This window comes from Caulobacter segnis (assembly GCF_023935105.1).
GTDB lineage: Bacteria > Pseudomonadota > Alphaproteobacteria > Caulobacterales > Caulobacteraceae > Caulobacter > Caulobacter segnis_B.
This window is the reverse complement of the sequence record NZ_CP096040.1, coordinates 4,103,071-4,130,000: the sequence shown is the minus strand read 5'-3', so window position 1 is coordinate 4,130,000 and position 26,930 is coordinate 4,103,071. Positions and strand designations below refer to the sequence as shown.

Sequence of the window (26,930 nt, the reverse complement as noted above, 5' to 3'; positions counted from 1 at the left end):
GTCGTCGAGTGCAATGGCATAAGCCCGCCTGACTGCGAGACTGACAAGTCGAGCAGAGACGAAAGTCGGCCATAGTGATCCGGTGGTCCTGCGTGGAAGGGCCATCGCTCAACGAATAAAAGGTACTCTAGGGATAACAGGCTGATTTTGCCCAAGAGTCCATATCGACGGCAAAGTTTGGCACCTCGATGTCGGCTCATCACATCCTGGGGCTGGAGCAGGTCCCAAGGGTTCGGCTGTTCGCCGATTAAAGTGGTACGTGAGCTGGGTTCAGAACGTCGTGAGACAGTTTGGTCCCTATCTGCCGTGGGTGTACGAGACTTGAGAGGATCTGTCCCTAGTACGAGAGGACCGGGATGGACACACCTCTGGTGGACCTGTCATGGCGCCAGCTGTGCAGCAGGGTAGCTAAGTGTGGAATAGATAACCGCTGAAAGCATCTAAGCGGGAAACTAACCTCAAAACAAGGTCTCGCTGAGAGCCGTGGAAGACCACCACGTTGATAGGCCGGGTGTGGAAGTGCGGCGACGCATGGAGCTTACCGGTACTAATAGCTCGATAGGCTTGATCGTTCTTCAGTCAAACCCATGCAAAAGCATGGCTCTACTTCAGACACTGATGTCTTCTTCACAATCCTCTCCAATGGGCGAAAGCCCAAAGGGAAGAGTGATATCCTTTTCGCTGACCTGGTGGCTTTGCCGGGGGTTCCCCACCCGATCCCATTCCGAACTCGGTCGTTAAGTCCCCCTGGGCCAATGGTACTTCGTCTCAAGGCGCGGGAGAGTAGGTCGCCGCCAGGTCCGCCAAAAGGATATCAAACCCAAAGTCCAAACCCTGCCATCACAATCCAATACACCCTGACGCGGGGTGGAGCAGCCCGGTAGCTCGTCAGGCTCATAACCTGAAGGTCACAGGTTCAAATCCTGTCCCCGCACCCAAGGTCCCGACGTCGAATGACACCCCGTCCGATTGCGGCCGGGGTTTTTTGTTATTCTGACGTGCAACCTATAGCGGCATTTTGGCAACGCTCTCTGCCTGAAGCGTGAATTTTTCTGGCTTCGGCCGCGTTCCGGTCGACTTTCTCCGTTCAAAGCCCATAGCGCGTGGCGCGGTTTTGCGTCATGACTTCCGTTGGAAGGACGCGGGCCGACTATCAGCCCGTCGATTGAGGTGTTTGAGGATAATATGGCGAACGGTGTCGTTAAGTGGTTCAACCCGGCCAAGGGCTTCGGTTTCATTCAGCCCGAGGACGGCGGCCAGGACGTGTTCGTCCACATCGCCGCGGTTGAACGGTCGGGCCTGGCGGGCCTGAACGAAGGTGATCAAGTCAACTACGAGCTGGAAGAAGACCGCCGCTCGGGCAAGACTTCGGCCGGCAATCTGCGCGTTACGGGCCAGGGCGCTGTCCCGGCCGGCGGCGGCGCTCGCGGCGGCGCCCGTCCCCCGCGCAGCTTCGACGGTCCGCGCGGCGGCGGCGGCGGTGGCGGCTTCTCGGCCGGCACCGGCGAAAGCGGCACTGGCGTCGTGAAGTGGTTCAACACCACCAAGGGTTTCGGCTTCATCCAGCCGGACAACGGCGGTGGCGACATCTTCGTGCACATCTCGGCCGTCGAACGCGCCGGCCTGCGCGGCCTGAACGAAGGCCAGCAAGTCGGTTACGAACTCGAGCAGGACCGCCGCTCGGGCAAGACCTCGGCCGGCAATCTGCGCATCCTCTAAGGATCGCGCTCAACGAAAAGGCCGCCCGGACGGACGGCCTTTTCGAATGACTTTTGAAAGGCCCCGCCGACGCTGAGGTGTCGGACGGGGCCTTTCGGCATTTTTGGAGCCGGGTTTAGCCTTCCGCGCGAGCCCGTTCCGAGGCGGCCTGGTTCACCGCCAGGGCTGTCAGGTTGACGATGCCGCGAGCCGTGACGCTGGGGATCAGCGCGTGCACCGGCTTGCTCATGCCCAGCAGCAGCGGACCGACCAGTAGGGATTCGGTGGCGGCGCTGAGCAGCGTCAGGCCGATATTGGCAGCGTCCAGGGTCGGCATGACCAGCAGGTTGGCCGAGCCCTTCAACGGGCTGTCGGCGACCATCCGCTCGCGCAGGTGCTGGCTGAGGGCGGCGTCGGCGTGCATCTCGCCGTCCACTTCGAGATCGGGCGCCTGTTCGCGCAGGATGGCCAGGGCCTCGCGCATCTTGCGGGCGGTCGGCGAATTGCTGGCCCCGAACGAGGAGTGCGAGAGCAGGGCGGCCTTGGGCGTCAGGCCGAAGCGCCGCACGGCTTCAGCCGCCAGCTGGGTGCATTCGGCGATCTGCTCGGCGGTCGGGTCGACATTGACGTGGGTGTCGCAGAAGAACAGCGTGCCGTTGTCCAGGATCAGCGACGACATCGCATAGACGCGGCTGACGTTCTCGCGGCGGGGAATGATCGGCAGGACGTAGGTCATGTGCTGCCACCAGTCGCCGCTGCCGCCGACCAGGGCGGCCTCGACATAGCCCGAGGCCAGCAGCATCGACGCGGCCACCGTGCGGCGGCCCTCGACGCGGCGTTCGGCGGCGCTCGGCGGCACGCCGCGCCGGCCGACCAGGCGCTGGTAGTCGGCGACCAGCGGGGCGAACAGCTCCTTGTCGGCCTGGGGGTCGACGATCTCGACCTTGCCGCCGATGTCGAGCCGCAGGCCCAGTTCCTCGATCTTGGCCTTGATCACCGCGCGGCGGCCGACCAGCACCGGATGGGCCAGGCCCTCGTCGACCACGGTCTGGACGGCGCGCAGCACGCGCTCGTCCTCGGCCTCGGCATAGGCGACCTTGACCGGCGCCTTGCGGGCCCGCTCGAACACCGGCCGCATCAGCTGGCCCGAGCGGTAGACGAACAGCTCCAGCTCCTGGCGATAGGCGTCGAAGTCGGCGATCGGCCGGGTGGCGACGCCGCTGTCCATGGCCGCCTTGGCCACGGCCGGGGCGATTTGCAGGATCAGGCGCGGATCGAAGGGCTTGGGAATGATGTACTGCGCGCCGAACACCGGGGCGACGCCGCCATAGGCCGACGCCACGACTTCCGAAGCCTCGGCGCGAGCCAGCTCGGCGATGGCCTCGACCGCGGCGACCTTCATCGCCTCGTTGATCTCGCTGGCGCCGACATCCAGCGCGCCCCGGAAGATGAACGGGAAGCAGAGGACGTTGTTGACCTGGTTGGCGTAGTCACTACGGCCGGTGGCCATGATCGCGTCGGGACGCTGGGCGTAGACCAGTTCCGGCAGGATCTCCGGATCCGGATTGGCCATGGCCAGGATCAGCGGGTTCGGGGCCAGCAGTGGCAGCCACTCCGGCTTGAACACGCGCGGGGCCGAAAGTCCCAGGAAGATGTCGGCGCCCGGCAGCACTTCGGGCAGGGTGCGGGCGTCGGTCTGGCGGGCGTAGCGGGCCATGTTCTCGGGCATGTCCGGCTCGCGGCCGGCGTGCACCACGCCCTTGATGTCGGTCAGGGTGACGTTGTCGACCGGCAGGCCCATCGACACCAGCAGGTCGACGCAGGCGAGCGCCGCCGCGCCGGCCCCCGAGGTGACCAGCTTGACGTCGTTCAGCGTCTTGCCCTGAACGAGCAGGGCGTTGCGGACGGCGGCGGCGCAGACGATGGCGGTGCCGTGCTGGTCGTCATGGAAGACCGGGATGTTCATCCGCTCGCGCAGGGTGCGCTCGATGATGAAGCACTCGGGCGCCTTGATGTCCTCGAGATTGATGCCGCCGAACGTCGGCTCCAGCGCCGCGACCGTCTCGATGAAGCGCTCGGGATCCTTGGCGTCGACCTCGATGTCGAACACGTCGATGCCGGCGAACTTCTTGAAGAGCACCGCCTTGCCCTCCATCACCGGCTTGGAGGCCAGCGGGCCGATGTCGCCCAGGCCCAGCACGGCGGTGCCGTTGGAGATCACCGCCACCAGGTTGCCGCGCGCGGTGTAGTCGCGCGCCAGGTCCGGATCCTCCGCGATGGCCAGGCACGGGGCGGCGACGCCGGGCGAATAGGCGAGGGCGAGGTCGCGCTGGGTGGCCATCCGCTTGGTGGCCTCGATCGCCAGTTTCCCCGGCCGCGGCAGACGGTGGTAGTCCAGCGCCGCCTTGCGGAAATCCTCGTCCATCGGTGTTCCTCTTGAAGCTCAGCGCGCGTCGTCGCGCGGCCCGTCTCTCGCGCGGACCGTTCAGAGGCTCTAGCTACCGGGGATGGGACGGTTTTCCAACCCTATGCGCCTGGCGAAGGGGATGATGTTTGATAGCGGTAACATCAGCGACCACCGATATGGGCTCTCATAAGTAATAAATCTATTATATAATGCCTGTGCTTCGGGCGCCTGACGCCCCCTTGTTTAGCGCTCTTCCTTCCGGCGCGACCCGTGCGGGGCAAGGCGCTGGACAAAGGCGCCCGGAGCGACCGACATCGAAGGGCGAACCATCAGAGGACGGCGCATGAGCGGACTGACGACACACATCCTCGACCAGGCGGCCGGAAAGCCGGCGGCTGGCGTCGCGGTGCGGGTGTCGCGGCGCGAGGCCGCCGAGCTCGCGCCGGTGGCGGAATTGCACACGGACGCTGACGGCCGCGCGCGACTTGTCGCCGGCGAGGACCTGAAGGTCGGCGCCTACCGCCTGGAGTTCGCGATCGGCGAGCACTTCAAGGCGTCGGGCCTGCCGGTCACCGACCCGCCGTTCCTGGACGTGGTGGTCATCGATTTCGCCGTCTCCAACGTCGAGCAGCACTGGCACGTGCCGCTGCTGGTCTCGCCGTACGGCTATTCGACCTACCGGGGCAGCTGATGGGCGAGACGATCCGCTTTCTGCTCGACGGCGAGGTCCAGGAGGTGCGCGGGGCGAACCCGACGACCACCCTGTTGGAGCACCTGCGCGGCCCGATGCGCCGCACGGGAACCAAGGAGGGGTGCGCCGAGGGCGATTGCGGCTCGTGCACCGTCCTGGTCGGCGAGGCCGAGGATGACAAGGTGAGCTGGCGGGCGGTCAACGCCTGCATCCAGTTCCTGCCCATGCTGCACGGCAAGGCGCTCGTCACCGTCGAGAGTTTGGCCAAAGGTGGCGACCTGCATCCGGTGCAGCAGGCCATGGTCGACAAGCATGGCTCACAGTGCGGCTTCTGCACGCCGGGCATCGTCATGTCGCTGTACGGTCGCGCCATCGCGGCCAAGGGCGCGGGCGCGCCGGTCGGCGAGGTGCTGGCCGGGAACCTGTGCCGCTGCACCGGCTATGGTCCGATCATCGAGGTGGCCAAGGGCGTGGCGGACGAAGCCCCGCCGACGGTCGACCTGTCGCGGGTGCGCGACGAGACCATGCTGCGCCTCAGCTACGAAGACGAGGTTCACGGCCTCACCCGGACCTGGCTTGCACCGCGTACGATCGACGAACTGGCGCAGGCCTATCTGGCGCATCCGGACGCGACGATCGTCGCCGGGGCGACCGATGTCGGCCTTTGGGTCACCAAGCTGCGAAAGCCGCTGCCGGTCCTGATCAGCCTGTCCGAGGTCGCCGAGCTGAAAGCGCTGGACGAGACCGCCGAGGGCCTGCGCATTGGTGCGGGCGTCCGCTATGTCGACGCGATCGAGGCGGTGGCCAAGCTCTATCCGGACCTGGGTGCCATGATGCGGCGGCTGGGCTCGACCCAGGTGCGCAACAGCGGCACGATCGGCGGCAACATCGCCAACGGCTCGCCGATCGGCGACATGCCACCGGCCCTGATCGCGGCCGGCGCGGCTCTCGTCCTGCGCCGGGGCGACGCGCGACGCGAGATGGCGCTGGAGGACTTCTTCCTCGACTACGGCAAGCAGGACCGCCGGCCCGGCGAGTTCGTCGAGGCGGTGATCGCGCCCCGGCTGGACGTGGGCCGCCTCTTCAAGGTCTTCAAGCTGTCCAAGCGCTTCGACCAGGACATCTCGGCGGTTTGCGGAGCTTTCTCTCTGGCGGTCGAGGGCGGCGTGGTCACGGACGCGCGCATCGCGTTCGGCGGCATGGCTGGCACGCCCAAGCGGGCCAAGGCCTGCGAGGCGGCGCTGATTGGCCGGCCGTGGAGCGAGGCGACCGTCGAGACGGCCATGGCCGCGCTCGACGCCGACTACGCGCCGATGAGCGACATGCGGGCCTCGGCGGCCTACCGATCGCTGGCCGCCCGGAATATGCTGCGCAAGGTGTTCCTGGAGAGCCAGGATCCCAGCGTGGAAACGCGCGTCGTTCCTGAAAGCGCTAGGCCGGAACGCGCCCATGGCTGATTCAGCGGCCACGACCCCGGTCATCGAGACCGCGCCGTTCCAGGGCGTGCATGCGGCCCTGCCGCATGACAGCGCCGCGCGCCACGTGGCTGGCTCGGCGGTCTATATCGACGACCTTCCCGAGCCGGCGGGGCTGCTGCACGTGGCCTTCGGCATGAGCGCCAAGGCGCATGCGAAGATCGTCAGGATGGATCTGTCGGCCGTGCGGACAGCGCCCGGCGTGGTGCTGGTCCTGAGCGCCGAGGACATTCCCGGTGAGAACGACGTCAGCCCGGTCATCCACGACGACCGTCTGTTCGCCGCCGGCGAGGTCTATTGCGTGGGCCAGAGCCTGTTCGCCGTGGCCGCCACCTCGATCGCCGCCGCCCGCGCCGCCGCCGTCAAGGCCGTGGTCGAGTACGAGGATCTGCCGGCCGCCATCGACATCGCCGCCGCCCGCGCGATGGACCTGACCATCGAGGCCAGCCAGCGCATGGCGCGCGGCGACGCCCGGGCCGTGCTGGCCGTCTCGCCGCGTCGCGTCCAAGGCAAGTTCGCGATCGGCGGCCAGGACCACTTCTATCTGGAGGGCCAGGTCGCCCTGGCGACCCCGCGCGAGGATGGCGACGTCCACGTCTGGTCCTCGACCCAGCATCCGACCGAGGTGCAGCACCTGATCGCCCGGGTGCTGGGCAAGCCCGATCACTGCGTCACCGTCGAGGTGCGCCGCATGGGCGGAGGCTTCGGGGGCAAGGAGACGCAGGCCTCGCTGTTCGCCGCCGCCGCCGCCTTGGTCGCGGTCAAGACCGGCCGTCCGGCCAAGGCGCGTCCGGATCGCGATGAGGACATGGTCATGACCGGCAAGCGGCATGACTTCGAGGCGGCGTACGATGTCGGCTTCGACGACGACGGCCGGCTGACGGCCTTATCGCTGGAGCTGGCCTCGCGTTGCGGAGCGACCACCGACCTCTCCATGGCGATCAACGACCGGGCGATGTTCCACGCCGACAACACCTACTTCCTGCCGGCGGTCGAGATCCTGTCGCATCGCTTCAGGACCCACACGGTGTCGAACACCGCGTTCCGGGGCTTTGGCGGGCCACAGGGCATGCTGGCCATCGAACGCGTCATGGACGCCGTGGCCGCCGAGCTCGGTATCGATCCGCTGGAGGTGCGCCGCCGCAATCTCTATGGCGGCGAGGGGCGCAACCTGACGCCCTATGGCCAGGTGGTCGAGGACAATGTCGCGCCGCAGCTGATCGACGAGCTGTCCGGCTCGTGCGCCTACGACGCCCGCCGCCGCGAGATCGAAGCGTTCAACAAGGCCAGCCCGGTGCTGAAGAAGGGCATCGCCCTGACGCCGGTGAAGTTCGGCATCTCGTTCACGACGACCTTCCTGAATCAGGCCGGCGCGCTGATCCACCTCTACGCTGACGGCTCGATCATGCTGAACCATGGCGGGACCGAGATGGGGCAGGGGCTGCATGTGAAGGTCGCCCAGGTCGTGGCCCAGGCCTTCCAGGTCGACCTGGCGCGGATCAAGGTGACCTCGACCGTCACCGACAAGGTGCCCAACACCTCGGCCACCGCCGCCTCGTCGGGCGCGGACCTGAACGGCATGGCCGCCCTGAACGCCGCCGAGACCATCAAGGCGCGGCTGGTCGAATTCGCGGCGGCCAAGTGGGCTGTCGAACCCAACGAAGTCGCCTTCACACCGGCCGGCGTCCGCGTCGGGGCCGAGACCTTCGAATTCGGCGGGTTCATCCGCCAGGCGTATCTGGCGCGGATCTCGCTGTCGGCGACGGGCTTCTACGCCACGCCTAAGATCCACTACGACCGCGCCACGCACACGGGCCGGCCGTTCTATTATTTCGCCTACGGCGCGGCCTGCAGCGAAGTGCTGATCGACACCCTGACCGGCGAGATGAAGGTCACCCGGACCGACATCCTGCATGACGTCGGCAAGTCGCTGAACCCGGCCATCGACCTGGGTCAGATCGAAGGCGGCTTCGTCCAGGGCATGGGCTGGCTGACGACCGAGGAGCTGGTCTACGACGCGCAAGGCCGCCTGCGCACCCATGCGCCCTCGACCTACAAGATCCCGACCTGCGGCGACCGCCCGGCGCATCTGGACGTGCGTCTGTGGAAGGCCGGTCGCAATGTCGAGGCGACGGTGCACCGCTCCAAGGCCGTGGGCGAGCCGCCGTTGATGCTGGCGATCTCGGTCTACAACGCGATCAACCACGCCGTGGCCAGCGTCGGCGACTACAAGATCTTGCCCCAGTTGGACGCGCCGGCGACCCCGGAAGCGATCCTGATGGCGTGCGAAGACGTGCGGGCGAGGACGCGCCATGCGTAACGCCCATGCGTAATTGGGCCCGCGCCGCGCTCGCCCGTCTCGACGCCCAAGACGAGGCCGCCCTGGTCACCGTGCTGGCCACCGAGGGCTCGGCCCCGCGCGAGGCGGGGACCAAGATGGTCGTCTGGCGCGAGGGGCAGTCTGGCACGATCGGCGGGGGCAACCTCGAATACCGCGTGGCCGATCAGGCGCGCCGGATGCTGGACGGCGGCCAGGCCCACTTCGCGATCCAGGACTATCCGCTGGGCCCGTTGCTGGCCCAATGCTGCGGCGGCCGCGTGCGCCTGTTCCTGGAGCGCCTGAACGACAACAGCCGTGACTGGCTGACCGAGGCGGCCAAGCGCATGGACGCGGCCCAGCCGTTCGAGGTCCGCACCCGCTTCGATCCCGGCCTGCTGACCAAGATGATCGCGCCCATCCTGTCCACCGAGGCCGAGGGCCCCGTGGTCTCGTTCGGCGAGGCGCCGGCCACGGCGCGCGGCGCGCGGCCCGAGCTGGGCGACGTGATGGTCGAGCGCGCCGACGCACCGCGTCCTCCGCTGCTGCTGTTCGGCGCCGGTCATGTCGGCCAGGCGATCGCGCGGGCCTTCGAGCCGCTGCCGTTCCGTCTTTTCTGGTTCGACAGCCGCCCCGAGACCGCGGGCATCGCTGGCGTCACCGTGCTGGAGCCGGCCGAGCTGGCCGCCAAGGCGATGGGCGCCGGCCCCGACGCCTACGGCCTGGTTCTGACCCACGACCACGCCCTGGACTACGCCCTGGTCTCGGCCGGGCTGGCGGGCGGCGGCTTCGGCTATTTCGGGGTCATCGGGTCGAAAACCAAGCGCGCCCGTTTCATGAGCCGTTTGCGCGACGATGGTTTCTCGGAGGCGGTGCTGACCCGCCTGACCTGTCCCATCGGCCTGCCCCACCTGAAGAGCAAGGCGCCGGAGGTGATCGCGGTTTCGGTGGCGGCCGACCTCCTGATGCGCCAGGAAGCGGCGCGGATCCGCAACGACGAGAACATGACCCGTGCAAGCCTATAGGGCGTCGATCCTCCATCTGCTGGACGATCCCACCGCGAACGCGGAGGGCGCGGTCGCCTTCCACGAGGACGGCCTGCTGCTGGTCGAGGACGGCCACGTGGTCGGCTGCGGCGACTATGACGAGCTGGCGCCCCGGCTTGGCGACACGCCCGTCGAGGATCTGAGCGGCCATCTGATCACCCCGGGCTTCGTGGATACCCACATTCACTTCCCGCAGGTCGACATCATCGCCGCTCACGGCAAGCAGCTTCTGGACTGGCTGGAGCAGCACACCTTCCCGGCCGAGGCGGCCTTCGCCGATCCGAAGCACGCGGCGGACACGGCGGCGTTCTTCATCGACGAGCTGCTGCGCAACGGCACGACCACGGCCCTGGTGTTCGGTTCGGTGCACAAGGTCTCGGTCGACGCCCTGTTCGCCGAGGCCTACGCCCGCGACATGCGGCTGATCGCGGGCAAGGCGCTGATGGACCGCAATGCGCCCGAAGGGCTGACCGACACGGTCGAGAGCAGCCGCGCCGACATGCAGGCCCTGATCGCCGATTGGCACGGCAAGGGGCGGCTGGGCTACGCCGTCACCCCACGCTTCGCGATCAGCTGCAGCGAAGAACAGCTGACCATGGCTGGCGAGGTGCTGACTGAGCATCCCGGCGTCTGGATGCAGACCCACCTCTCGGAGAACCTCCACGAGATCAAGGAGACGGCCAGGTTGTTCCCGGACGCCCGGGACTATCTGGACGTCTATGATCGCTTCGGCCTGCTGCGCGAGCGCTCGGTCTTCGCCCACTGCGTCCACCTGAAGGGCGAGGCTTTCCAACGCCTGGCGGCCAAGGGCGGGGCGGTGGCCTTCTGCCCGACCTCGAACCTCTTCCTGGGCTCGGGTCTGTTCCCGCTGGAGGAGGCCTGCTCGCACGGCGTGAAGGTCGGCATGGGCACCGATGTCGGGGCCGGCACGACCTTCTCGATCCTCCATACGCTGGGCGAGGCCTACAAGGTTGGCCAGCTGCGCGGCGACGCGCTGGATCCGTTCCAGGCCTTGTACCTGGCCACCCTGGGCGGGGCGCGAGCGCTGGATCTGGACGACAAGATCGGCAACCTGGCGCCCGGCAAGGAAGCCGACTTCCTGGTGCTAGACCTAGCCGCGACGCCGCTGCTGGCGCGCCGGATGGCGGGGGCCAAGAGCCTGGAGAACAAGCTTTTCGCGCTGACGGTACTGGGCGACGACCGGATGGTGAGCCGGACGTATTTGGCGGGCGTGGAGCGGTATCGGCGTTAGGCTTGGGAATCTGCTCCCCCGCGATGCAGGGGAGCTGTCGCGGAGCGACTGTGGGGGCTAATGCGGCCTGGGCCGAGCTGCCCCCTCCGGCCCTCTGGGCCACCTCCCCCGCATCGCGGGGAGGAGAGGTGCAGGTCCTACCCGTGCGCCGCCGTCATCGTCTCCGCGTACAGCTTCAAAAGCCGCTCGCCATCCACCGCGACGGTCGCCGCCTGGATCGGTTGATCATCCCACGCCGACGGTCCGAACAGTTCGCCCTCGACCTTCTGGCAGGTCTGGCCCAGGGCCACGCCCTCGGTCACCACCCGCACCGAACCCCGACGCACTTCAAACAGCGTCGGATCGATCACGAAGGCCACCGCCGCGGCGTCGTGGACGCAGCAGCCGACGATGCCGTCGCGACCGCCGTAGAAGGCGGCGTAGGGCTTGGAGATGTCGTTCAGGAACTGGCCAGCGTCGCTGCCGCCCGCGGCGAGGTCTTCCATATAGGCCGGCGACATCACCACCTGGGTCGTGACGTCCAGGCTGACGGCGGTCAGGCTCCAGGGGGCGGTGAAGACCTGGTCGGCGGCCTCCGGGTCATTCCAGATGTTGGCCTCGGCCACGGGTGTGACGTTGCCGGGCTTGCCGGCCACGCCGAACGCGCCGCCCATGATCACCACCGACTTCAGCAGGGTGGCGACCTCGGGATCGGCCTTCAGCGCCAGGGCCAGGTTGGTCAGCGGGCCGACGGCGCACAGCACCACTTCACCCGGATACTGGCGAACCAGGTCGATGATCGCATGGTGGGCCGGCTTGGCTTCGGGTTGCTCCGCCACGTGGCTGGTCAGCTCGACGTCGCCCAGGCCGTTCTCGCCGTGCACGAAGGTCGGCGAGGGATTGCGCGGCCGCGTCAGCGGCTTGTCGGTCCCCTTGTAGACCGGCGCCTTCAGGCCGAAGCGGCGCTTCAGGTACAACGCGTTGCGCGTCGTGGTCTCGATGTCGGCATTGCCGAAGACGGTCGTCACCGCGATCAGGTCGAGGGCGGGGCTCGCCTCGATGAACAGCAGCGCCATCGCGTCGTCGATGCCGGGATCGGTGTCGAAGATGATCTTGGTCGGGGTCGTCATGGCTGGGCTCTAGCGCTTTTCTTCGTTTGAGGCGAGGCGCTGATCGGCCCCGCCCTGCATCAGCGAGACGTGGGCCGAGGCGACCTTCCAGCCGGCCTCGGTGCGGATCCAGGTCTGGCTCTGGCGGCCGATCTTGCCGGTGTCGTCGCGACGGAATTCGACATTGGCCACGGCGAAGTCCGAGCCGAAGGTGGTGATCTCGGTGCGCAGCCGCGTGCGCGGCGGCGAGCCGCCGGTCCGGCCGACGCGGAAGGCGGCGATCTGATCGAAGCCCCACAGGTTCTCGGCCACCCCCAGGCGCACGGTGTGCGGCGAGTTCCAGAACGCCCCGTCCAGGGCCGCGACATCGTTGCTCATCAGCGCCGACTCATAGGTGTCGACGGCGTCGGTCACCTCGGAGAGGACCGTGGGATCATTGATGATCATAGGGCGCCTTTCGGAGCGTGGGCGGCCACGACGCCGGCGCGCTGCAGGCGCAGAGCGGCGGCGAAGGCCAGGTCCTCTCGCCAGGCCGGGGCGATGATCTGCACGCCGATGGGCAGCTGGCCCGGCCGGTTCACCGGCGCGGCCACGACCGGCAGGCCGACATAGCTGATCGGCTGGGTGAAGGCGCCCAGGTTCTTGCGGACCGAGACCGGGACGCCGTCCATCTCCATGGTCGCCTGGCCGATCGGCGGGGCCGGGCAGACCGAGGCGGGGGCCAGCAGCACGTCGTAGCGCTGGAAGGCCTCTCGGACTTCGTCGCGGAAGATCGTGCGATAGCGCCGGGCGGCCGTGTGCACGCCCTCGGGCAGCAGGGTTCCGGCCAGCAGGCGGTCGCGGACGGCGGGATCGTAGTCCATGGCCCGGGCGGCCAGGTCGTCGTGATGCAGCTCGCCGCCTTCGAAGGCGGTCAGGCAGAAGGCGGCGGCGCGGGCGGCCTGGGCGCCGGGCAGGGTGACGAGGTCGTCGGCCTTCAGCGCCGAGGCGACGCGGCCCAGGGCCTCCAGCACCTCGGGGAAGGCGCCTTGCTGGAACCAGCCGCCCAGCACGCCGACGCGCAAAGGCCGTTCGGCCAGTTGGTCGAGGCGCTCGCCCAGCGGCTCGGGCTCGCGCACGCAGATGGGATCGCCGTCTGGATCGGGGCCTTGCAGCACGTCGTAGGCCAAGGCCAGGTCCTCGACCGACCGCGCGAACGGACCGACATGGTCCAGGCTTTCGACGAACGGGAAGACGCCCTGGCGCGACAGGCGGCCATAGGTCGGCTTCAGGCCGAAGACGCCGCACAATCCGGCCGGGATGCGGATCGAGCCGTTGGTGTCCGAGCCCAGGGTCAGCGGAACCAGGCCCGCCGCCACGGCCGCGGCCGAACCGCCCGAAGAGCCGCCGGCGATCCGCGTCGGGTCGTGCGGATTGTGGACGGGGCCGTCATGGGCGTTCTCGGTGACGAAGCCATAGGCGAACTCGTCCATGTTCAGCGCGCCGACCAGGATGGCCCCGGCGGCGGTCAGGCGTCGGACCAGCGTCGCGTCATGGGACGGCGCGGCGGCGTCGCGGCGGATCTTCGAGCCGGCCAGGGTCGGCAGGCCCTCGACGTCGAACAGGTTCTTCACCGCGACCGGAACGCCCGCCAATGGACCGACGGGGCGGCCGGCGGCGAGATCGGCGTCGACCCCGTCGGCCGCCGCCAGGGCGCGCTCGGCGGTCACGGCCGTGAAGGCGTTGATTCCGCCATTCAGCCGCGCGATGCGCGAGAGGGTGGCCTCGGTCACGGCGCGGGCGGTGACCCGGCCGGCGCGGACCTCGCCGGCGATCTCGACGACGCTGCAGAAGGTCACGGCTGGAACGTCTCCGGCGTCTCGGCCGCCGCTTCATTCCCGACCCTGTCTTGAAGCGCGGCGATGAACAGGGCGCTTTGAGCACGCAGCAGGGCGACGTTGTCGATCACGCCGGGCAGGATCGCGGGCGGAAGGACCAGGTCCCGTTCGGCGGCGCGGGCGGCGGTCCAGGGGGCGACCTCGGCGTCCTTCAGGTCGAGAAAGCCTTGCGTGTCCGCGTCGTTCAGTCCCGTGCCTGGCGCCATGCGGCCCGATCTCCATAAGTAAGAAAAAACTTCATACACCGGGGTTCGCCGGACGCGCCAGTCCCGCCTTCCATGGAACGGCGATCCGCCCAAGCCCGCGCCACTTCGCGTTCCGATCGCCCGTCCCAAGGGCAGTCGCGACCGATCATAGGCCGATCGGCGCGGCCGATCTTGGGCCAATGCCCGTGTCGGGACGAGATGCGCATGTAAGGAAAGGCTTACTTGATGGCGCATCACCGACTGGCTTCCGCCCCCGACACCGTCCGCTTCGGCATGTTCGACGCGGCCTTCGATCCCGTGCTGACCGTGAACCCGGGCGACAGCGTCACCTTCGAGTGCGTATCGGGCGGGGTCGAGGTGATGCCGGCGGCCGGTTCGCCCTACGCCATCCCGCCGGCGCTGCGGGCCATCCACGACAGCAAGCCCGAGCGCATCGGGCCGCACATCCTGACGGGCCCCGTGGCCATCGCCGGGGCCGCGCCGGGCGACATGCTGGAGGTGCGGATCGAGGCGATCGCGCCAAACAACGACTGGGGCTACTGCGCCGTGCGGCCGCTGGCCGGCACGCTCCCCGAGGACTTCCCCGAGCGCTATGTCAGCCACATCGCCGTCGACGCCGCGCGGGGCGTCTGCAAGCCGGAGTGGGGGCCGGAGATGCCGCTGGCGCCGTTCTTCGGCACCATGGGCGTCGCCCCGCCCGCCAAGTACGGCCGCCTGTCCAGCCGCGAGCCGCGCGAGCACGGCGGCAACATGGACAACAAGGAACTGGTGGCCGGCTCGACCCTTTTCCTGCCGGTCTGGGTCCCGGGCGCGAACTTCTCGGTCGGCGATGGCCATGGTCGACAGGGTGACGGCGAGGTCTGCGTCAATGCGCTGGAGATGGGCCTGACCGGGACCTTCACCTTCATCCTGCACAAGCAGGTCGCCTTCGAATGGCCGCGCGCCGAGACACCGACGCACTACATCCTGATGGGCTTCAACGAAGACCTGGACCTGGCCATGAAGCAGGCCCTGCGCCAGACGATCGACTTCATCACCGCCCGTTCCAGCCTGACCCGCGTCCAGGCCTATCAATTCTGCTCCCTGGCCGTGGACTTCCGCGTGACCCAGACGGTCAACGGTGAAAAGGGCGTCCATGCGCTGCTGAAGAAGGGCCTGCTGTTCTGAGTTAAATTAACTCAAGGTTGCTTTTTGGAATTAACCTCCGACGCGAGAAAAATTCACTTGAGGTCGCCCTTGGGTTGATTGTGAATGGCCGGGCTCCACTTCTGGAGTTGGGAGGCTGCTCATGTATCTCGAGGGAACCGAGGGCGACGATGTCCTGATCGGCGGCGCGGACGCCGACACTCTGGTCGGTTTGGGCGGCAACGACACGCTGCAAGGCGGCGACGGCGACGACCTGCTGATCGGCGGCGCGGGTAGCGACACGCTGGATGGTGGGGCGGGCAACGACACGGTCAGCTATGAGGATGCCGACCCCGCGCCGGCGATGAGCTTCCTGATGATCCATCTGGGCGGCTCGGCCTGGGAGCTCGGACCGACACCCAGCCCGTGGTCGGACGCGCTGGTCTCGATCGAGAACGCCATCGGCTCGGCGGGCGTGGACTGGATGGTCGGCACGGCCGGCGACAACAAGCTCTATGGCGGCGCGGGCAACGACAGGCTCGAGGGCAAGGGCGGCGCCGACGTGCTGGATGGCGGCGAGGGTAACGACGCGCTGAGCACCGACAGCTATTTCGGCGCGACGGAGCCAGGCTCGCTGATGATCGGCGGCGATGGCGACGACAGCATCGCCAGCGGCAATTCCAACGACACCATGATGGGCGGGGCGGGCAACGACCAGTTCAGCGTCATGAACTTCGTCACCAGCCGCGTCGTCGACGGCGGAGACGGCGCGGACACGCTGGCTTTCATCGACAACATCTTGGTCAGCTTCTCGAACGGCGTCGTGGTGGACCTGAACAAGACCGGCAGCCAGACCGTCGCTTCGGGCGTGGCGGTGACGATCACCGGTATCGAGAACCTGACCGGCTCGAACGCCGGCGACACCCTGATCGGCGACGCGGGCATCAACCTGCTGAGTGGCGGAAATGGCGACGACCTGCTGATCGGCGGGGCGGGCAACGACAAGCTGGACGGCGGGGCGGGCAGCGACACGGTCAGCTACGCCGACGTGGTCGGCGCTGGCATGCTGCTGATCAACCTCAGCGCCCAAGTCACGACGATCATGGGGCCGACGGGCTTCGAGTCGGACACGCTGACCTCGATCGAGAATGCGATCGGTTCGTCGGGCTCGGACTGGCTGGTCGGCTCCAATGGCGACAACAAACTCTACGGCGGGGCGGGTAACGACACCATCGAGGGCAAGGGCGGCGCCGATGTCCTGGATGGCGGAGACGGCAACGACCTGATCGTGACGGGCGGCATCTTCGGCGCGGCCGCGCCGGGGTCGCTGATGCTCGGCGGTGACGGCAATGACTCGATCCAGAGCGGCAATTCGAACGACACGATGCTGGGCGGCGCCGGGGACGACTATCTCGAGGTCCAGGACTACGCGACGATGCGTATCGTCGATGGTGGGACCGGGACCGACGCCCTGGGATTCGGCGCCGGCGGTATCGCCTTCGCGGGCGGCGTCGTCTTCGACCTGAGCCAGACGACCGCCCAGACCGTGGCGACGGGCGTCGTCGTGACGGTCTCGGGTGTCGAGAACGTCTACGGCTCGGCTGGGAACGACACCTTGATCGGTGACGCGAACGCCAATCTGCTGCGAGGCGGGAACGGCGACGACACGCTGCAAGGCGGCGACGGAAACGACATCCTGGAAGGCGGATTCGGAAACAACGTCATCGACGGTGGGGCAGGGGTCGACACGGTTACCTACGCTACCTCCGCCTACGGCTTGATCGAGACGGTCACGGTCAATCTGGCGACCGGCGCGGCGACGTTCGTCACCGATGGCGCCGCCACCTATGAAGACGCCCTGTCAGGCATCGAGAACGTCATAGGCTCGAACGGCGCCGACGTGATCATCGGCGACGCCAACAGCAATTTCATCCGGGGCGGGAACGGGGCCGACACGATCCAGGGCGGTGCGGGCCAGGATCTGCTGGACGGAGAAGCCGGCGCCGACACCTTTATCTTCCAGTCGGGCGACAGCGACGTCGCCGCGGCCGACAGCATCCGGTTCTTCGGCGGCGAGGACCGCATCCAGTTCCTCGACGGCCCCGCCGGTTCGGCGAGCAACTATGTCGAACTGGAGGGGCCAGACCCGATGGCGGCGGATGCGCTCTTCGCCGGCGAGGGCGTGCGCTACGTCGCGGTCCAGATGGGAAACAGCGTCTACCTGTACGCCGACCTCGGAGACGAGGGGACCAGCTATGATCAGCTGATCATTCTGGCGGGCTCCCACGTGATGGGCATCGACGCCGGCTCGATCCTGGGTCTCTGAGGCGCCAGGGACACGGCGGCGCGATGTCGCGAGACAGCGCGCCGCCGGTCCTTTCGCAACCTCCGCTGCATCCCTACGTTGACCCAAGGTCGGCGTAGGGGCGCACTGCTCCCGCACGACGTCCGGCGCCCTTTTGAAGGCAAGTCCGGAGCCATCGGAGGGAAGCGTATGAGATCGATCCTGCCCGTCGTCGCGCTGTTGGCGCTGGCCGCCTGTTCGCCCCAGCCGCCCGACAAGAAGGCCGAGGCGCCCGCCGCCGCGGCCCCGACGACGACCGCGCCCAAGCCGCCCAAGGCCGACATCCCGGCCGGCGACTACACCCTGGACAAGTCGCACGCGACCCTAGTGTTCCGGGTCAGCCACCTGGGCTTCTCGAACTACACGGCCGCTTTCGCCGACTTCGACGCCAAGCTTCGCTTCGACCAGAACAACGCCGGCGCCAGCGCGCTGGAGGCGACGATCAACCCGATGTCGCTGACCCTCCCGGCCCCGCCGGAGGGCTTCCTGGCCGAGCTGACCGGGCCCCAGTGGCTGAACACGGCGAGCTATCCGTCGATCACCTTCAAGTCGACCAAGATCGAGACGACGGGTCCCAACACCGGCAAGGTGACCGGCGACCTGACCCTGCATGGCGTCACCAGGCCGGTGACGCTGGACGTCACCTACAACGGCGGCTACGTCGGCCATCCTATGGACCCGCACGCCCGTATCGGCTTCTCGGCCAAGGGGACATTCAAGCGGTCGGACTTCGGGATCGCCTACGGCGTGCCCGCCCCCGGCTCGACCATGGGCGTCAGCGACGAGGTCCAGGTGGCGATCGAGGCCGAGTTCAGCGGTCCGCCGCTGGCGACGGCGCCGGCCGCGCCGGCCGCCAAGCCCTAGCGCGCGCCGCGCGTCAGATAGCCCTCGAGCAAGGCCAGGGCGTGGTCCAGCCGCGCCTTGCGCCACTCGGGGGCGCTCATATCGGTGTCCAGCGTCGCCGACAGCGAATAGCCGTTGGCCAGGTGGAAGCGGCTCATGGCCGCGATGGTCACATATATCTGCACCGGATCCAGGTCCGGCCCGAAGACGCCCTTGGCCTGACCGCTCTCGATCAGCCGCTCGATCGTCCGCCGCAGCGGGAAGGCCGTCTCGGTCACCACCCGCGACTGGGCGGCGAACTTGCCGTGCTGCAGGTTCTCGTTGCGGAGCAGACCCTCGAAGCGGGGGTTCTTCTCGAAATAGTCGAAGGTGAAGCGCTGCAGTTCGAGGAAGCCGTCCAGCGGCTTGTCGAAGTCGATCTTCAACTCGGCCTCACGGGCCCGCAGGTCCATGTAGGCGCTTTCGAGGACGGCCATGTACAGGCCCTTCTTGTCCCCGAAGTAGTGATACAGCATCCGGATGTTGCACTTGGCGGCCTTGACGATCTTCTCGATCCGGGCCCCCGCGAAACCCGCCTGAGCGAACTCCTTCAGGGCCGCGGCGAGGATCGCCTTACGCGTCCGTTCGGCGTTGCGCTTGCGCGGCGTATTTTCGGCTTCGCTCTTGGCGGTCGCGTCCAGGACGGCGTCGGTCACGGGATCTTGGCTCCCTGTTTGATCCAGGCGCCCAGCTGGGCTCGCTCCTCTTGGGTCATGCCGGTCTCGTTGCCAAGGGGCATGCTGGTCGAAGCGACCGCGCGCTCGTTGATTTTCGGCGCGTAGGTCTGGATGTGCGCAGGGGTGTCGAAGGTCGCGCCCAAGGGCGGCGCCGCGAAGCCCGGGTGAGTCGGGGCTGCGCTGTGGCACATCACGCAGTGCTTCTGGATGATCGCCTGGGCGGTGGTGAAGGGCACCGGGCTGGAGACCTCGACCCTGTCCTTGGGCTTCATCGAGGCGATCGCCGTGGCGCCGAAGATCAGCATGGCGCCGTAGAACAGGAACTCGTGCCGGATGCGGCCGAAATGGCGCTGGATGAAGAAGTAGCGGATCGAGATCGCGCCGGCGCTGATCAGGGCCAGCAGCAGCCAGGCCTTCGGGTGTCCCGAGATCGCCGGATAGTGGTTGCTGATCATGATGAAGATGACCGGCAGGGTCATGTGGGTGTTGTGCACCGAGCGCTGCTTGCCCATCAGGCCCAGGCGCGGATCGACGGGGCGGCCGGCCAGCATGTCGGCGACGATCCGGCGTTGGTTGGGAATGATGATCAGGAAGACGTTGCCGACCATGCAGGTGCCGATGATCGCGCCGACGTGGATGAAGGCGCCGCGATCGGAGAAGAGGTGGGTCAGCGCCCAGGTCGCCGCCGTCAGGGTCGCGAACCACACCACGCCAAACAACTTGCCGTTCTTGCCCAGCGGCGAGCGGCACAGGGCCTCGTAGACCAAGAGGCCGCCGAAGATGAAGGCCAGGCCCACGCCGATGGCCTGGGGCTGGGTGAAGGCGTGCTTGGCCGGGTCGATCAGGTAGAGCGGCGCGCCCACATAGTAGAGCACCGTCAGCAGGGCGAAGCCCGACAACCAGGTGGTGTAGGCCTCCCATTTGAACCAGTGCAGGTGGTCGGGCATGTGCGCCGGCGCCACCATGTACTTCTGCGAGTGGTAGAAACCGCCGCCGTGCACGGCCCACAGCTCGCCCTTCACCCCCTCCTTCGGCGGATCTGGATCGCGCAGATTGTTGTCCAGCCAGACGAAGTAGAAGGACGCCCCAATCCAGGCCACGCCCGCGATCACGTGCAGCCAGCGCAGCGCCATGCCGGCCCAGGCGGCGAAGTCATAGTCCATCAGGCGGTCACCGCGTCGAGCAGTCGAAGCTTGGAGATCAGGCCGATCTGCTGGATCGCCTCGGCGATCTCGGCCTCCTCGTCGTTGGCCGCGCGCGCCGCCATGGCCCGCAGGATCGAGGCCTTGTCGTTCAGGCGCACGGCGATGATGAAGGGAAAGCCGAAGCGCGCGGTGTAGGCGGCGTTCAGCTGATGGAAGCGCGCGAACTCTTCCGGAGTCAGCTTGTCGAGCCCGGCGCTGGCCTGTTCGGCGTTGCTCTCGGCGGTCAGGGCCTTGGCGATCGCCGCCTTGCCGGCCAGCTCGGGGTGAGCGCGAATCAGGGCCAGCTTGTCAGCGGTCGAGGCCGCGTCCAGCACGGCCATCATCGCCGCGTGCATCGCCTCGACGCTGGCGAATGGCCGCTCGGTCCAGGCGCGCTCGACGACCCAGGGCGACAGCTCGAAGGCGAAGCCCAGGGCGGTGGCGAAGCCCGTCTGGTTCATGCTGTTGAGGCGAGCCAGGGTCAGGGGCGGGGCGCCGCTCATGCCGTCACCTCGTAGGGATGGGTCGCGATCCAACGGCGGGCGATGTCGATCCGCTTGGCCACCCAGACGCGTTCGTGATGGGTGATGTAGTCGAGGAACCGCCGCAGGGCGCCGATGCGGCCGGGCTTGCCGACCACGCGGCAATGCAGGCCGACGCTCATCATCTTCGGCGCGGTCTCGCCCTCCAGATAGAGGGCGTCGAAGGCGTCGCGCAGATAGGTGAAGAACTGTTCGCCGGTGTTGAAGCCCTGGGCCGCCGTGAAGCGCATGTCGTTGGCTTCCAGGGTGTAGGGCACGATCAGCTGGGCGCGGCCGTGCTGGTCGTCCCAGTACGGAAGGTCGTCGGCATAGCTGTCGGCGTCGTAGACGAAGCCGCCTTCTCGCGCGACCAGGCGGGCGGTGTTGGGGCTGGTGCGGCCCTGGTACCAGCCCAGCGGACGCTCGCCGGTCAGGCGTTTCTGGATCTCGATGGCCTGCTGGATATGTTCCAGTTCCTGGTCGGGCGTGAAGTGCTGATAGTCGATCCAGCGATAGCCGTGGCTGGCGATCTCCCAGCCCGATTTCATCATCGCCTCGACGGCGTCGGGGTGGCGCTCCATGGCCTGGGCGACGCCGAACACGGTCAGCGGCAGCTGGAATTCGTCGAAGAGCCGCCGGATACGCCAGAAGCCGGCGCGCGAGCCGTATTCGTACAGGCTTTCCATCGACATGTGCCGCATGCCCTGGATGGGCTGGGCGCCGACCATCTCCGACAGGAAGAACTCGCTGACCGGGTCGCCGTGCAGGATCGACCGCTCGGCGCCTTCCTCGTAGTTCAGCACGAACTGTACGGCGACGCGGGCGCCGCCCGGCCACTGGGCTTGCGGCGGGTGCTCGCCGTAGCCGATCAGGTCTCTCGGATAACTCATCCGAACACCTTGGCCGCCGCGTCGACGCCAGCGCCGGCCGGAGCCTTGAAGCCCTCCCAGCGCAGCACCGCCTCCAGCGCCGCCAGGGTCTGGAGGACCGCGTGCTTGCGGGCGTTCACGCCCATCGTCCCGATGCGCCAGATCTTGCCGGCCAGAGGCCCGAAGGCCGAACCGATCTCGATCTCGAATTCGGTGCGCATGCTCGCCTTCACCCGGTCGTAGTCGACGCCGGCGGGGGCGATCACGCCGGTGACGTTGGTCATCTTGTGGGCCTGGTCGCCATAGACCGTCAGGCCCAGCGCCTCGATCCCCGCGACCATGGCCGCGCCGGCCTGAGCATGGCGCGCGAAGCGGGCCTCGAGGCCTTCCTCCAGCACGATCCTGGCGCATTCACGCGACGCGAACAGCATGCTGGCCGCCTCGGTGTGGTGGTTCAGGCGCTTGTCGGACCAGTAGTCCATGATCATGGCCAGGTCGAAGTAGTTGGAGGCGATCCGCCGGCCAGCGCCGGTGGCGCCGGGACCGGCCAGGCCCTTCTCGACATGGCGGCGGCCGAAGATGCGGTCGGCGGCGCGGTCGCTGATCGTGATCGGGGCCGAGCCCGAGGGGCCACCCATGCACTTCTGCAGACCCGCGGTGACGATGTCGGCTCGCCAGTTATCCACAGGCACGCTCATACCGCCCAGGGTGGCGGTGGCGTCGACATAGAGCAGGGCGTCGTGGCGCTGGCAGATCTCGCCGATGGCCTCGATCGGTTGGGCCATGGTCGTCGAGGTGTCGCCGTGGACGCAGGCCACCAGGCGCGGCTTGACGCGGGCGACCGCGTCCTCGACCGCCTGCGGGTCGACGACCTTGCCCCATTCGCCCTCGACGAAGGTGACCTTGGCGTCGCAGCGCTCGGCGATCTCGGCCAGCAGAAGGCCAAAGCGCCCGGCGTTGACCACCACCACGTCGTCGCCCGGCGACAGCGTCGAGACCAGCGCCGCCTCGATGCCCGCGCGCGAGGTGCCGTCGACCAGGAAGGTCCAGCGGTTCTGCGTCTGGAACACGCCGCGATACAGCGCCATGACCTCGTTCATGTAGCCGGTGAATTCCGGATCGAACTGGCCCAGCAACTGCACCGACATGGCCCGCAGCACGCGCGGGTGCACGTTGATGGGGCCTGGACCCATCAGCAGGCGGGCGGGGTGGTCGAGTTCTTTGAAAGTGCCAATGGCGTCTTGGGTCATGCGCGTTCGCGTCGTTCTAGCTTGTCGATGAAATGGAGCATGGCTTGGGCCGCCAGGGCGCAGTCGGCCTCGGTGACGGCCTCGGCCGGGTTGTGGCTGACGCCGCCCTCGCAGCGGATGAACAGCATGGCGACGGGGCAGAGGTCGGCCATCACCATGGCGTCGTGACCCGCGCCGGAGGGCAGGCGGCGAGCAGGGTGGGACAGGTCGGCGAGCGCCTCTTCCAGCAGCCCCATCAGCGACGGATCGCAGGGGCTTTCGGCCAGGGCCTGCATCAGGTGGACCTCGGCCCGCAGGCCGCGCTTGGCGGCGATGGCGTGGATCTCGGCGCTGATGGTGATGACGGCCTCGTCGCGCGCCGCCGAGGTCTCCGCCCGGATGTCCATCGAGAACTCGATCGCGCCGGGGATCACGTTGAATGCGCCGGGCAGGGCGGTCATGCGGCCGACCGTGCCGACCAGGCCGTCGGTCCCCGCCCGGCAGATTCGCTCAAGGGCCAATATGCACTCGGCGGCGGCCGGACCAGGGTCCTTGCGCAGGTTCATCGGCGTGGTGCCGGCGTGGCCAGCGGTCCCGATGATCTTGACCATCAGCCGCTTCTGGGCGGCGATGGCGGTGACGACGCCCAGGGCCAGGCCCTCGGCCTCCAGCACCGGGCCCTGCTCGATATGCGCCTCCAGGAAGGCCAGGACGTCCCGCGGATCGCGCGCCGCGCTGGCGATGTCGTCCGGATCGCCGCCGAATGCGGTCAAGGCCTCGGCGACGGAAACGCCCTCGGCGTCCTTCATCTCCAGGGCCATGGCGTCCAGCGTCCCGGCGATGGCGCGGCTGCAGCTCATTGAGGCCGGAAAGCGCGAGCCCTCCTCGTCGCCGAACGCCACGACCTCGATCGCGAACGGCAGGCGCCGGCCGGCGCGATGCAGCGCCTCGACGACGTCGATTCCCAGCATGATCCCTAGGGGGCCGTCATAGCGCCCGCCATTGCGGACGCTGTCGATGTGCGAGCCGATGATCAGCGCCTTGGCGTCCGGTGTCTCGCCTTCGTAGCGGCCGATCAGATTGGCGGCGGCGTCGCGGCGCACGCTCATGCCGGCCTCGGCCATCCAGCGTGTCAGGGCGTCCAGGGCGGCGGCATGGGCGGGCGTCAGGAAACGACGGGTCAGCTGCCCTTCGACTTCGCTATAGGGCGGAAGGCCCAGCAGGTCGCAGCGCGCCTTGGCTCTGGCGCCCCAAGGTTGGGCGGCGATGTCGAAACCCTCGGTCACGTCCGCTTCCATTCCCCGACCCTAGCAGGCTGCGCCCGCCGCTCTTCCCCGACAAGGGTTTCAGGCGCGGGTTCACGTCCCGGCGCCCACCCACGCGCCATCTCGCGGCGGCGGCGCCTCCTGTTAAGTCATAATTTGCTTACTTACGGAAGGGGCGAGCCTCAAGCCTCGCCCGCCGCCAGGGCCAGTCGCCGCCTTGGGAAGGCTTCGGGCAGCTCCTCGCGCAGGAAGGCCATCATCTTCTCGCGGACCTCGCAGCGCAGGTCGAAGGTTCTGGGCGCGTTGCGGGCGCTGACTAGGCAGCGCACCTCCATGACCTCGGCGGTCAGGTCAGTGACGGCCAGGTTGACGACCTTGCCGTCCCAGAGCGGCGAGGCCTTGGCGATCTCCTCCAGCTTGGCGCGCAGGCGGTCGACGGGCGCGGCGGGATCGACATACAGCATGGCCGTGCCGATCAGGGCGGCGCTCTCGCGGGTCCAGTTCTGAAAGGGCGTCTGGATGAAGTAGCTGAGCGGCAGCACCATGCGCCGCCAGTCCCACAGGCGGACGACGACATAGGTCGCGTTGATCTCCTCGATGTTTCCCCATTCCTTCTCGACGATCACCGCGTCGTCGATGCGGATCGGCTGGGTGACGGCGATCTGGATGCCGGCGATCAGGTTGGTCAGCAGGGGCTGCAGCGCCAGGCCGACGATCAGCGACGCCGCGCCGCCGGCCGCCAGCAGACTGACCCCCCATTGGCGCACGCCGGGAATGGTCATCAGCGCCAGGGCCAGGGTGACGATACCGGCGAGGATGGCCACGGCCCGCCGCAGGATCCGCACCTGGGTCACGTGCTTGCGGGCCAGCAGGTTGTCCTCGACGTCGACCTTGAAGCCGCGCAGGTAGAGGGCCGCGCCGATATCCAGCGCCGTCATGGCCATCCAGCCCAGCAGCAGGATGAACAGCACGATCAGCACGTGCTTGGCGCCCGCGGCCTGGCCGGCCGTCAGCGGGGCGGCCGAGACCGCCGGGCCCAGGGCCGCGACGATGAAGGCCATGCGCGTGGGCCGGCGGGTCCGGGCGATCAGCGGCTGCCAGAAGGCGCTATGGCGGGAGACCGCGCGCCGCACGACCTGGACGACCACGGCATGGACCGCCAGGGCGACCACGACGGCCAGGGCGATCAGCACGGTGCTGACCAGCCATGGCGGCGCCCAGCCCAGAAGGCGGGCGGTGTCGGCGAACCACGTCTGCAGGTTTTCCATGACCGCCCGAACGCCTCGCGGGTCGTAAGGCTCCGGCCAAAAGGAAGGAGGCGCGCCGGTGACGCGGCCACGCCCTACTCGGTGGGGGCTACAGCCCCGCCCACGTCTCCAGATCCTTAAGCGCCCGCAGGCTCATCAGCCGTTTCTTGGCCCGGCCGCGCTCCTTCAGCGGAATCTTCTTGCCGTCCTCGTCGACCTTGGGGGCCTCCAGCGGCGGCAGCAGGCCATAGTTGATGTTCATCGGCTGGAAGCTGCCCGGGCCATTGCCAGCCTCAAGGTGCCCGCCGGTGATGTGCTCGACCAGAGCGCCCAGGGCGGTGGTCGGCGGCGGGGCGTCGATCGGCGCGCCCTTGCGGTCGGCGGCGGCGAAGCGGCCGGTCAAGAGGCCCATGGCCGCGCTCTCGACATAGCCCTCGACGCCCGTGACCTGGCCGGCGAAGCGCAGGCGCGGCTGGACCTTCATGCGCAGCGATCGGTCCAGCAGCTTGGGCGAATTGATGAAGGTGTTGCGATGCAGGCCGCCCAGGCGGGCGAACTGGGCGTTCTCCAGGCCCGGGATCATCCGGAAGGTCTCGGCCTGGACGCCATGCTTCAGCTTGGTCTGGAAGCCGACCATGTTCCACAGAGTGCCCAGGGCGTTGTCCTGGCGCAGCTGGACGATGGCGTAGGACTTCACGGTCGGATCGCGCGGGTTGGTCAGGCCGACCGGCTTCATCGGGCCATGGCGCAGGGTCTCGCGGCCGCGTTCGGCCATCACCTCGATCGGCAGGCAGCCGTCGAAATAGGGGACGTTCTCCCACTCCTTGAATTCCGACTTCGGACCGTCGAGCAGGGCGTCGATGAAGGCTTCGTACTGCTCCTTGTTCATGGGGCAGTTGATGTAGGCGGCCGCGTCGCCGCCGGGGCCTTCCTTGTCGTAGCGCGACTGGCGCCAGGCCTTGTCCATGTCGATGGAGTCGAAGTGGATGATCGGGGCGATGGCGTCGAAGAACGACAGCTGGCCCTCGCCGGTCATGTCCAGGATCGCCTGGGCGAGCGCGGGCGAGGTGAGGGGGCCGGTGGCGACGATGACGTTGTCCCAGTCCTGCGGCGGCAGGCCGGCGATCTCCTCGCGGATGATGGTGACCAGCGGGTGGGCTTCCAGGCGACGGGTGACCTCGCCTGAAAAGCCGTCGCGGTCGACGGCCAGGGCGCCGCCGGCCGGCACCTGGTGCTGGTCGGCGCAGGCCATGATCAGGCTGTCCAGCTTGCGCATCTCGGCGTGCAGCAGGCCCACGGCGTTGAACTGCCAGTCGTCCGAGCGGAACGAGTTGGAGCAGACCATCTCGGCCAGGCCGTCGGTGTGGTGGGCGTCGGTGGTCACGCCCTCCCGACGCATCTCGTGCAGGATGACGGGCACGCCGCTCTGGGCGATCTGCCAGGCGGCTTCGGAGCCGGCCAGGCCCCCGCCGATGACGTGAACGGGCGGATAGGTCGAATTCGTGGTCATGGCGCGCCCTATACCCCCGG

General features: G+C 68.1%; 22 protein-coding genes, 1 tRNA gene, 2 rRNA genes and 1 pseudogene (1 of these 26 running past the window's edge). 13 read left to right on the top strand and 13 right to left on the bottom strand.

The window, feature by feature from the left end; all coding sequences use genetic code 11:
• The 5 genes and pseudogenes from MZV50_RS19315 to MZV50_RS19295 form a co-directional block, all read left to right on the top strand.
• Positions 1 to 572, top strand: a 23S ribosomal RNA gene (locus MZV50_RS19315); it begins 2,217 nt to the left of the window's first position.
• Between the two features lie 113 nt (positions 573 to 685).
• Positions 686 to 800, top strand: a 5S ribosomal RNA gene (rrf, locus tag MZV50_RS19310).
• Between the two features lie 61 nt (positions 801 to 861).
• Positions 862 to 938, top strand: a tRNA-Met gene (locus MZV50_RS19305).
• 247 nt (positions 939 to 1,185) lie between these two features.
• Positions 1,186 to 1,389, top strand: a pseudogene (locus tag MZV50_RS19300) (cold-shock protein); the annotation flags it as partial.
• A gap of 135 nt (positions 1,390 to 1,524) precedes the next feature.
• Entirely contained in the window at positions 1,525 to 1,719 is a 195-nt protein-coding gene (locus MZV50_RS19295; protein WP_233206781.1) for a cold-shock protein, read from the top strand.
• A gap of 115 nt (positions 1,720 to 1,834) precedes the next feature.
• Here the strand turns inward: MZV50_RS19295 and MZV50_RS19290 are convergent, their stop codons facing one another.
• Complete coding sequence (locus tag MZV50_RS19290; RefSeq protein WP_252630902.1) at positions 1,835 to 4,123, bottom strand: NADP-dependent malic enzyme; 2,289 nt, start codon at positions 4,121 to 4,123, stop codon at positions 1,835 to 1,837.
• 325 nt (positions 4,124 to 4,448) lie between these two features.
• On the opposite strand from MZV50_RS19290, the gene uraH reads away from it, so the two are divergent.
• Genes uraH through guaD form a run of 5 tightly spaced genes read left to right on the top strand, consistent with a single transcriptional unit; the run spans position 4,449 to position 10,886 of the window.
• Positions 4,449 to 4,796 (top strand): hydroxyisourate hydrolase, encoded by a 348-nt coding sequence (uraH, locus tag MZV50_RS19285; protein ID WP_252630901.1) that lies wholly within the window; start codon positions 4,449 to 4,451, stop codon positions 4,794 to 4,796.
• Positions 4,796 to 6,253: a xanthine dehydrogenase small subunit gene (xdhA, locus tag MZV50_RS19280; RefSeq protein WP_252630900.1), complete on the top strand. Its 1,458-nt coding sequence runs from the start codon at positions 4,796 to 4,798 to the stop codon at positions 6,251 to 6,253. Before uraH ends, xdhA begins: the two co-directional genes overlap by 1 nt.
• Complete coding sequence (gene xdhB / locus MZV50_RS19275) at positions 6,246 to 8,591, top strand: xanthine dehydrogenase molybdopterin binding subunit (RefSeq protein WP_252630899.1); 2,346 nt, start codon at positions 6,246 to 6,248, stop codon at positions 8,589 to 8,591. The genes xdhA and xdhB overlap by 8 nt, the downstream gene beginning before the upstream one ends.
• Before the next feature lie 5 nt (positions 8,592 to 8,596).
• Positions 8,597 to 9,613, top strand: a complete 1,017-nt coding sequence (gene xdhC / locus MZV50_RS19270) for a xanthine dehydrogenase accessory protein XdhC (RefSeq protein WP_252630898.1) — start codon at positions 8,597 to 8,599, stop codon at positions 9,611 to 9,613.
• Complete coding sequence (guaD, locus tag MZV50_RS19265) at positions 9,600 to 10,886, top strand: guanine deaminase (RefSeq protein WP_252630897.1); 1,287 nt, start codon at positions 9,600 to 9,602, stop codon at positions 10,884 to 10,886. The genes xdhC and guaD overlap by 14 nt, the downstream gene beginning before the upstream one ends.
• 137 nt (positions 10,887 to 11,023) lie before the next feature.
• Here the strand turns inward: guaD and MZV50_RS19260 are convergent, their stop codons facing one another.
• The 4 genes from MZV50_RS19260 to MZV50_RS19245 are packed head-to-tail and all read right to left on the bottom strand — an operon-like array spanning position 11,024 to position 14,057.
• Entirely contained in the window at positions 11,024 to 11,995 is a 972-nt protein-coding gene (locus MZV50_RS19260; protein WP_252630896.1) for a nucleoside hydrolase, read from the bottom strand.
• A gap of 9 nt (positions 11,996 to 12,004) precedes the next feature.
• Positions 12,005 to 12,421: an oxalurate catabolism protein HpxZ gene (gene hpxZ, locus MZV50_RS19255; protein WP_252630895.1), complete on the bottom strand. Its 417-nt coding sequence runs from the start codon at positions 12,419 to 12,421 to the stop codon at positions 12,005 to 12,007.
• On the bottom strand, positions 12,418 to 13,812 hold the full coding sequence (locus MZV50_RS19250) for an AtzE family amidohydrolase (protein WP_252630894.1): 1,395 nt from the start codon (positions 13,810 to 13,812) through the stop codon (positions 12,418 to 12,420). Before MZV50_RS19250 ends, hpxZ begins: the two co-directional genes overlap by 4 nt.
• Positions 13,809 to 14,057, bottom strand: coding sequence for a hypothetical protein (locus MZV50_RS19245; RefSeq protein WP_252630893.1), 249 nt, complete (start codon positions 14,055 to 14,057; stop codon positions 13,809 to 13,811). Before MZV50_RS19245 ends, MZV50_RS19250 begins: the two co-directional genes overlap by 4 nt.
• Before the next feature lie 222 nt (positions 14,058 to 14,279).
• On the opposite strand from MZV50_RS19245, the gene MZV50_RS19240 reads away from it, so the two are divergent.
• From MZV50_RS19240 to MZV50_RS19230, 3 genes are all read left to right on the top strand, one after another.
• The gene (locus tag MZV50_RS19240; protein ID WP_252630892.1) at positions 14,280 to 15,224 is read left to right on the top strand and encodes an acetamidase/formamidase family protein; all 945 of its coding nucleotides are present in this window, start codon (positions 14,280 to 14,282) and stop codon (positions 15,222 to 15,224) included.
• Between the two features lie 121 nt (positions 15,225 to 15,345).
• Positions 15,346 to 17,508, top strand: coding sequence for a calcium-binding protein (locus tag MZV50_RS19235; protein WP_252630891.1), 2,163 nt, complete (start codon positions 15,346 to 15,348; stop codon positions 17,506 to 17,508).
• Between the two features lie 168 nt (positions 17,509 to 17,676).
• The gene (locus MZV50_RS19230) at positions 17,677 to 18,390 is read left to right on the top strand and encodes a YceI family protein (protein WP_252630890.1); all 714 of its coding nucleotides are present in this window, start codon (positions 17,677 to 17,679) and stop codon (positions 18,388 to 18,390) included.
• Here MZV50_RS19230 and MZV50_RS19225 read toward each other — a convergent pair.
• The 8 genes from MZV50_RS19225 to trmFO all read right to left on the bottom strand — a co-directional run bounded on the left by MZV50_RS19225 (position 18,387) and on the right by trmFO (position 26,910).
• Entirely contained in the window at positions 18,387 to 19,064 is a 678-nt protein-coding gene (locus tag MZV50_RS19225; RefSeq protein WP_252630889.1) for a TetR/AcrR family transcriptional regulator, read from the bottom strand. The two genes, MZV50_RS19230 and MZV50_RS19225, sit on opposite strands and share 4 nt — an antisense overlap.
• On the bottom strand, positions 19,061 to 20,248 hold the full coding sequence (locus MZV50_RS19220) for a urate hydroxylase PuuD (protein ID WP_252630888.1): 1,188 nt from the start codon (positions 20,246 to 20,248) through the stop codon (positions 19,061 to 19,063). Before MZV50_RS19220 ends, MZV50_RS19225 begins: the two co-directional genes overlap by 4 nt.
• On the bottom strand, positions 20,248 to 20,772 hold the full coding sequence (gene uraD / locus MZV50_RS19215; protein ID WP_252630887.1) for a 2-oxo-4-hydroxy-4-carboxy-5-ureidoimidazoline decarboxylase: 525 nt from the start codon (positions 20,770 to 20,772) through the stop codon (positions 20,248 to 20,250). Before uraD ends, MZV50_RS19220 begins: the two co-directional genes overlap by 1 nt.
• Positions 20,769 to 21,680: an allantoinase PuuE gene (gene puuE / locus MZV50_RS19210; protein ID WP_252630886.1), complete on the bottom strand. Its 912-nt coding sequence runs from the start codon at positions 21,678 to 21,680 to the stop codon at positions 20,769 to 20,771. Before puuE ends, uraD begins: the two co-directional genes overlap by 4 nt.
• On the bottom strand, positions 21,677 to 22,909 hold the full coding sequence (locus MZV50_RS19205; protein ID WP_252630885.1) for a pyridoxal-phosphate-dependent aminotransferase family protein: 1,233 nt from the start codon (positions 22,907 to 22,909) through the stop codon (positions 21,677 to 21,679). The genes puuE and MZV50_RS19205 overlap by 4 nt, the downstream gene beginning before the upstream one ends.
• The gene (locus tag MZV50_RS19200; RefSeq protein ID WP_436792187.1) at positions 22,906 to 24,174 is read right to left on the bottom strand and encodes an allantoate amidohydrolase; all 1,269 of its coding nucleotides are present in this window, start codon (positions 24,172 to 24,174) and stop codon (positions 22,906 to 22,908) included. The genes MZV50_RS19205 and MZV50_RS19200 overlap by 4 nt, the downstream gene beginning before the upstream one ends.
• 161 nt (positions 24,175 to 24,335) lie before the next feature.
• On the bottom strand, positions 24,336 to 25,421 hold the full coding sequence (locus MZV50_RS19195; protein ID WP_252630883.1) for a mechanosensitive ion channel family protein: 1,086 nt from the start codon (positions 25,419 to 25,421) through the stop codon (positions 24,336 to 24,338).
• A gap of 88 nt (positions 25,422 to 25,509) precedes the next feature.
• Positions 25,510 to 26,910, bottom strand: a complete 1,401-nt coding sequence (trmFO, locus tag MZV50_RS19190; RefSeq protein WP_252630882.1) for a methylenetetrahydrofolate--tRNA-(uracil(54)-C(5))-methyltransferase (FADH(2)-oxidizing) TrmFO — start codon at positions 26,908 to 26,910, stop codon at positions 25,510 to 25,512.
• Between the last annotated feature and the right edge of the window lie 20 nt (positions 26,911 to 26,930).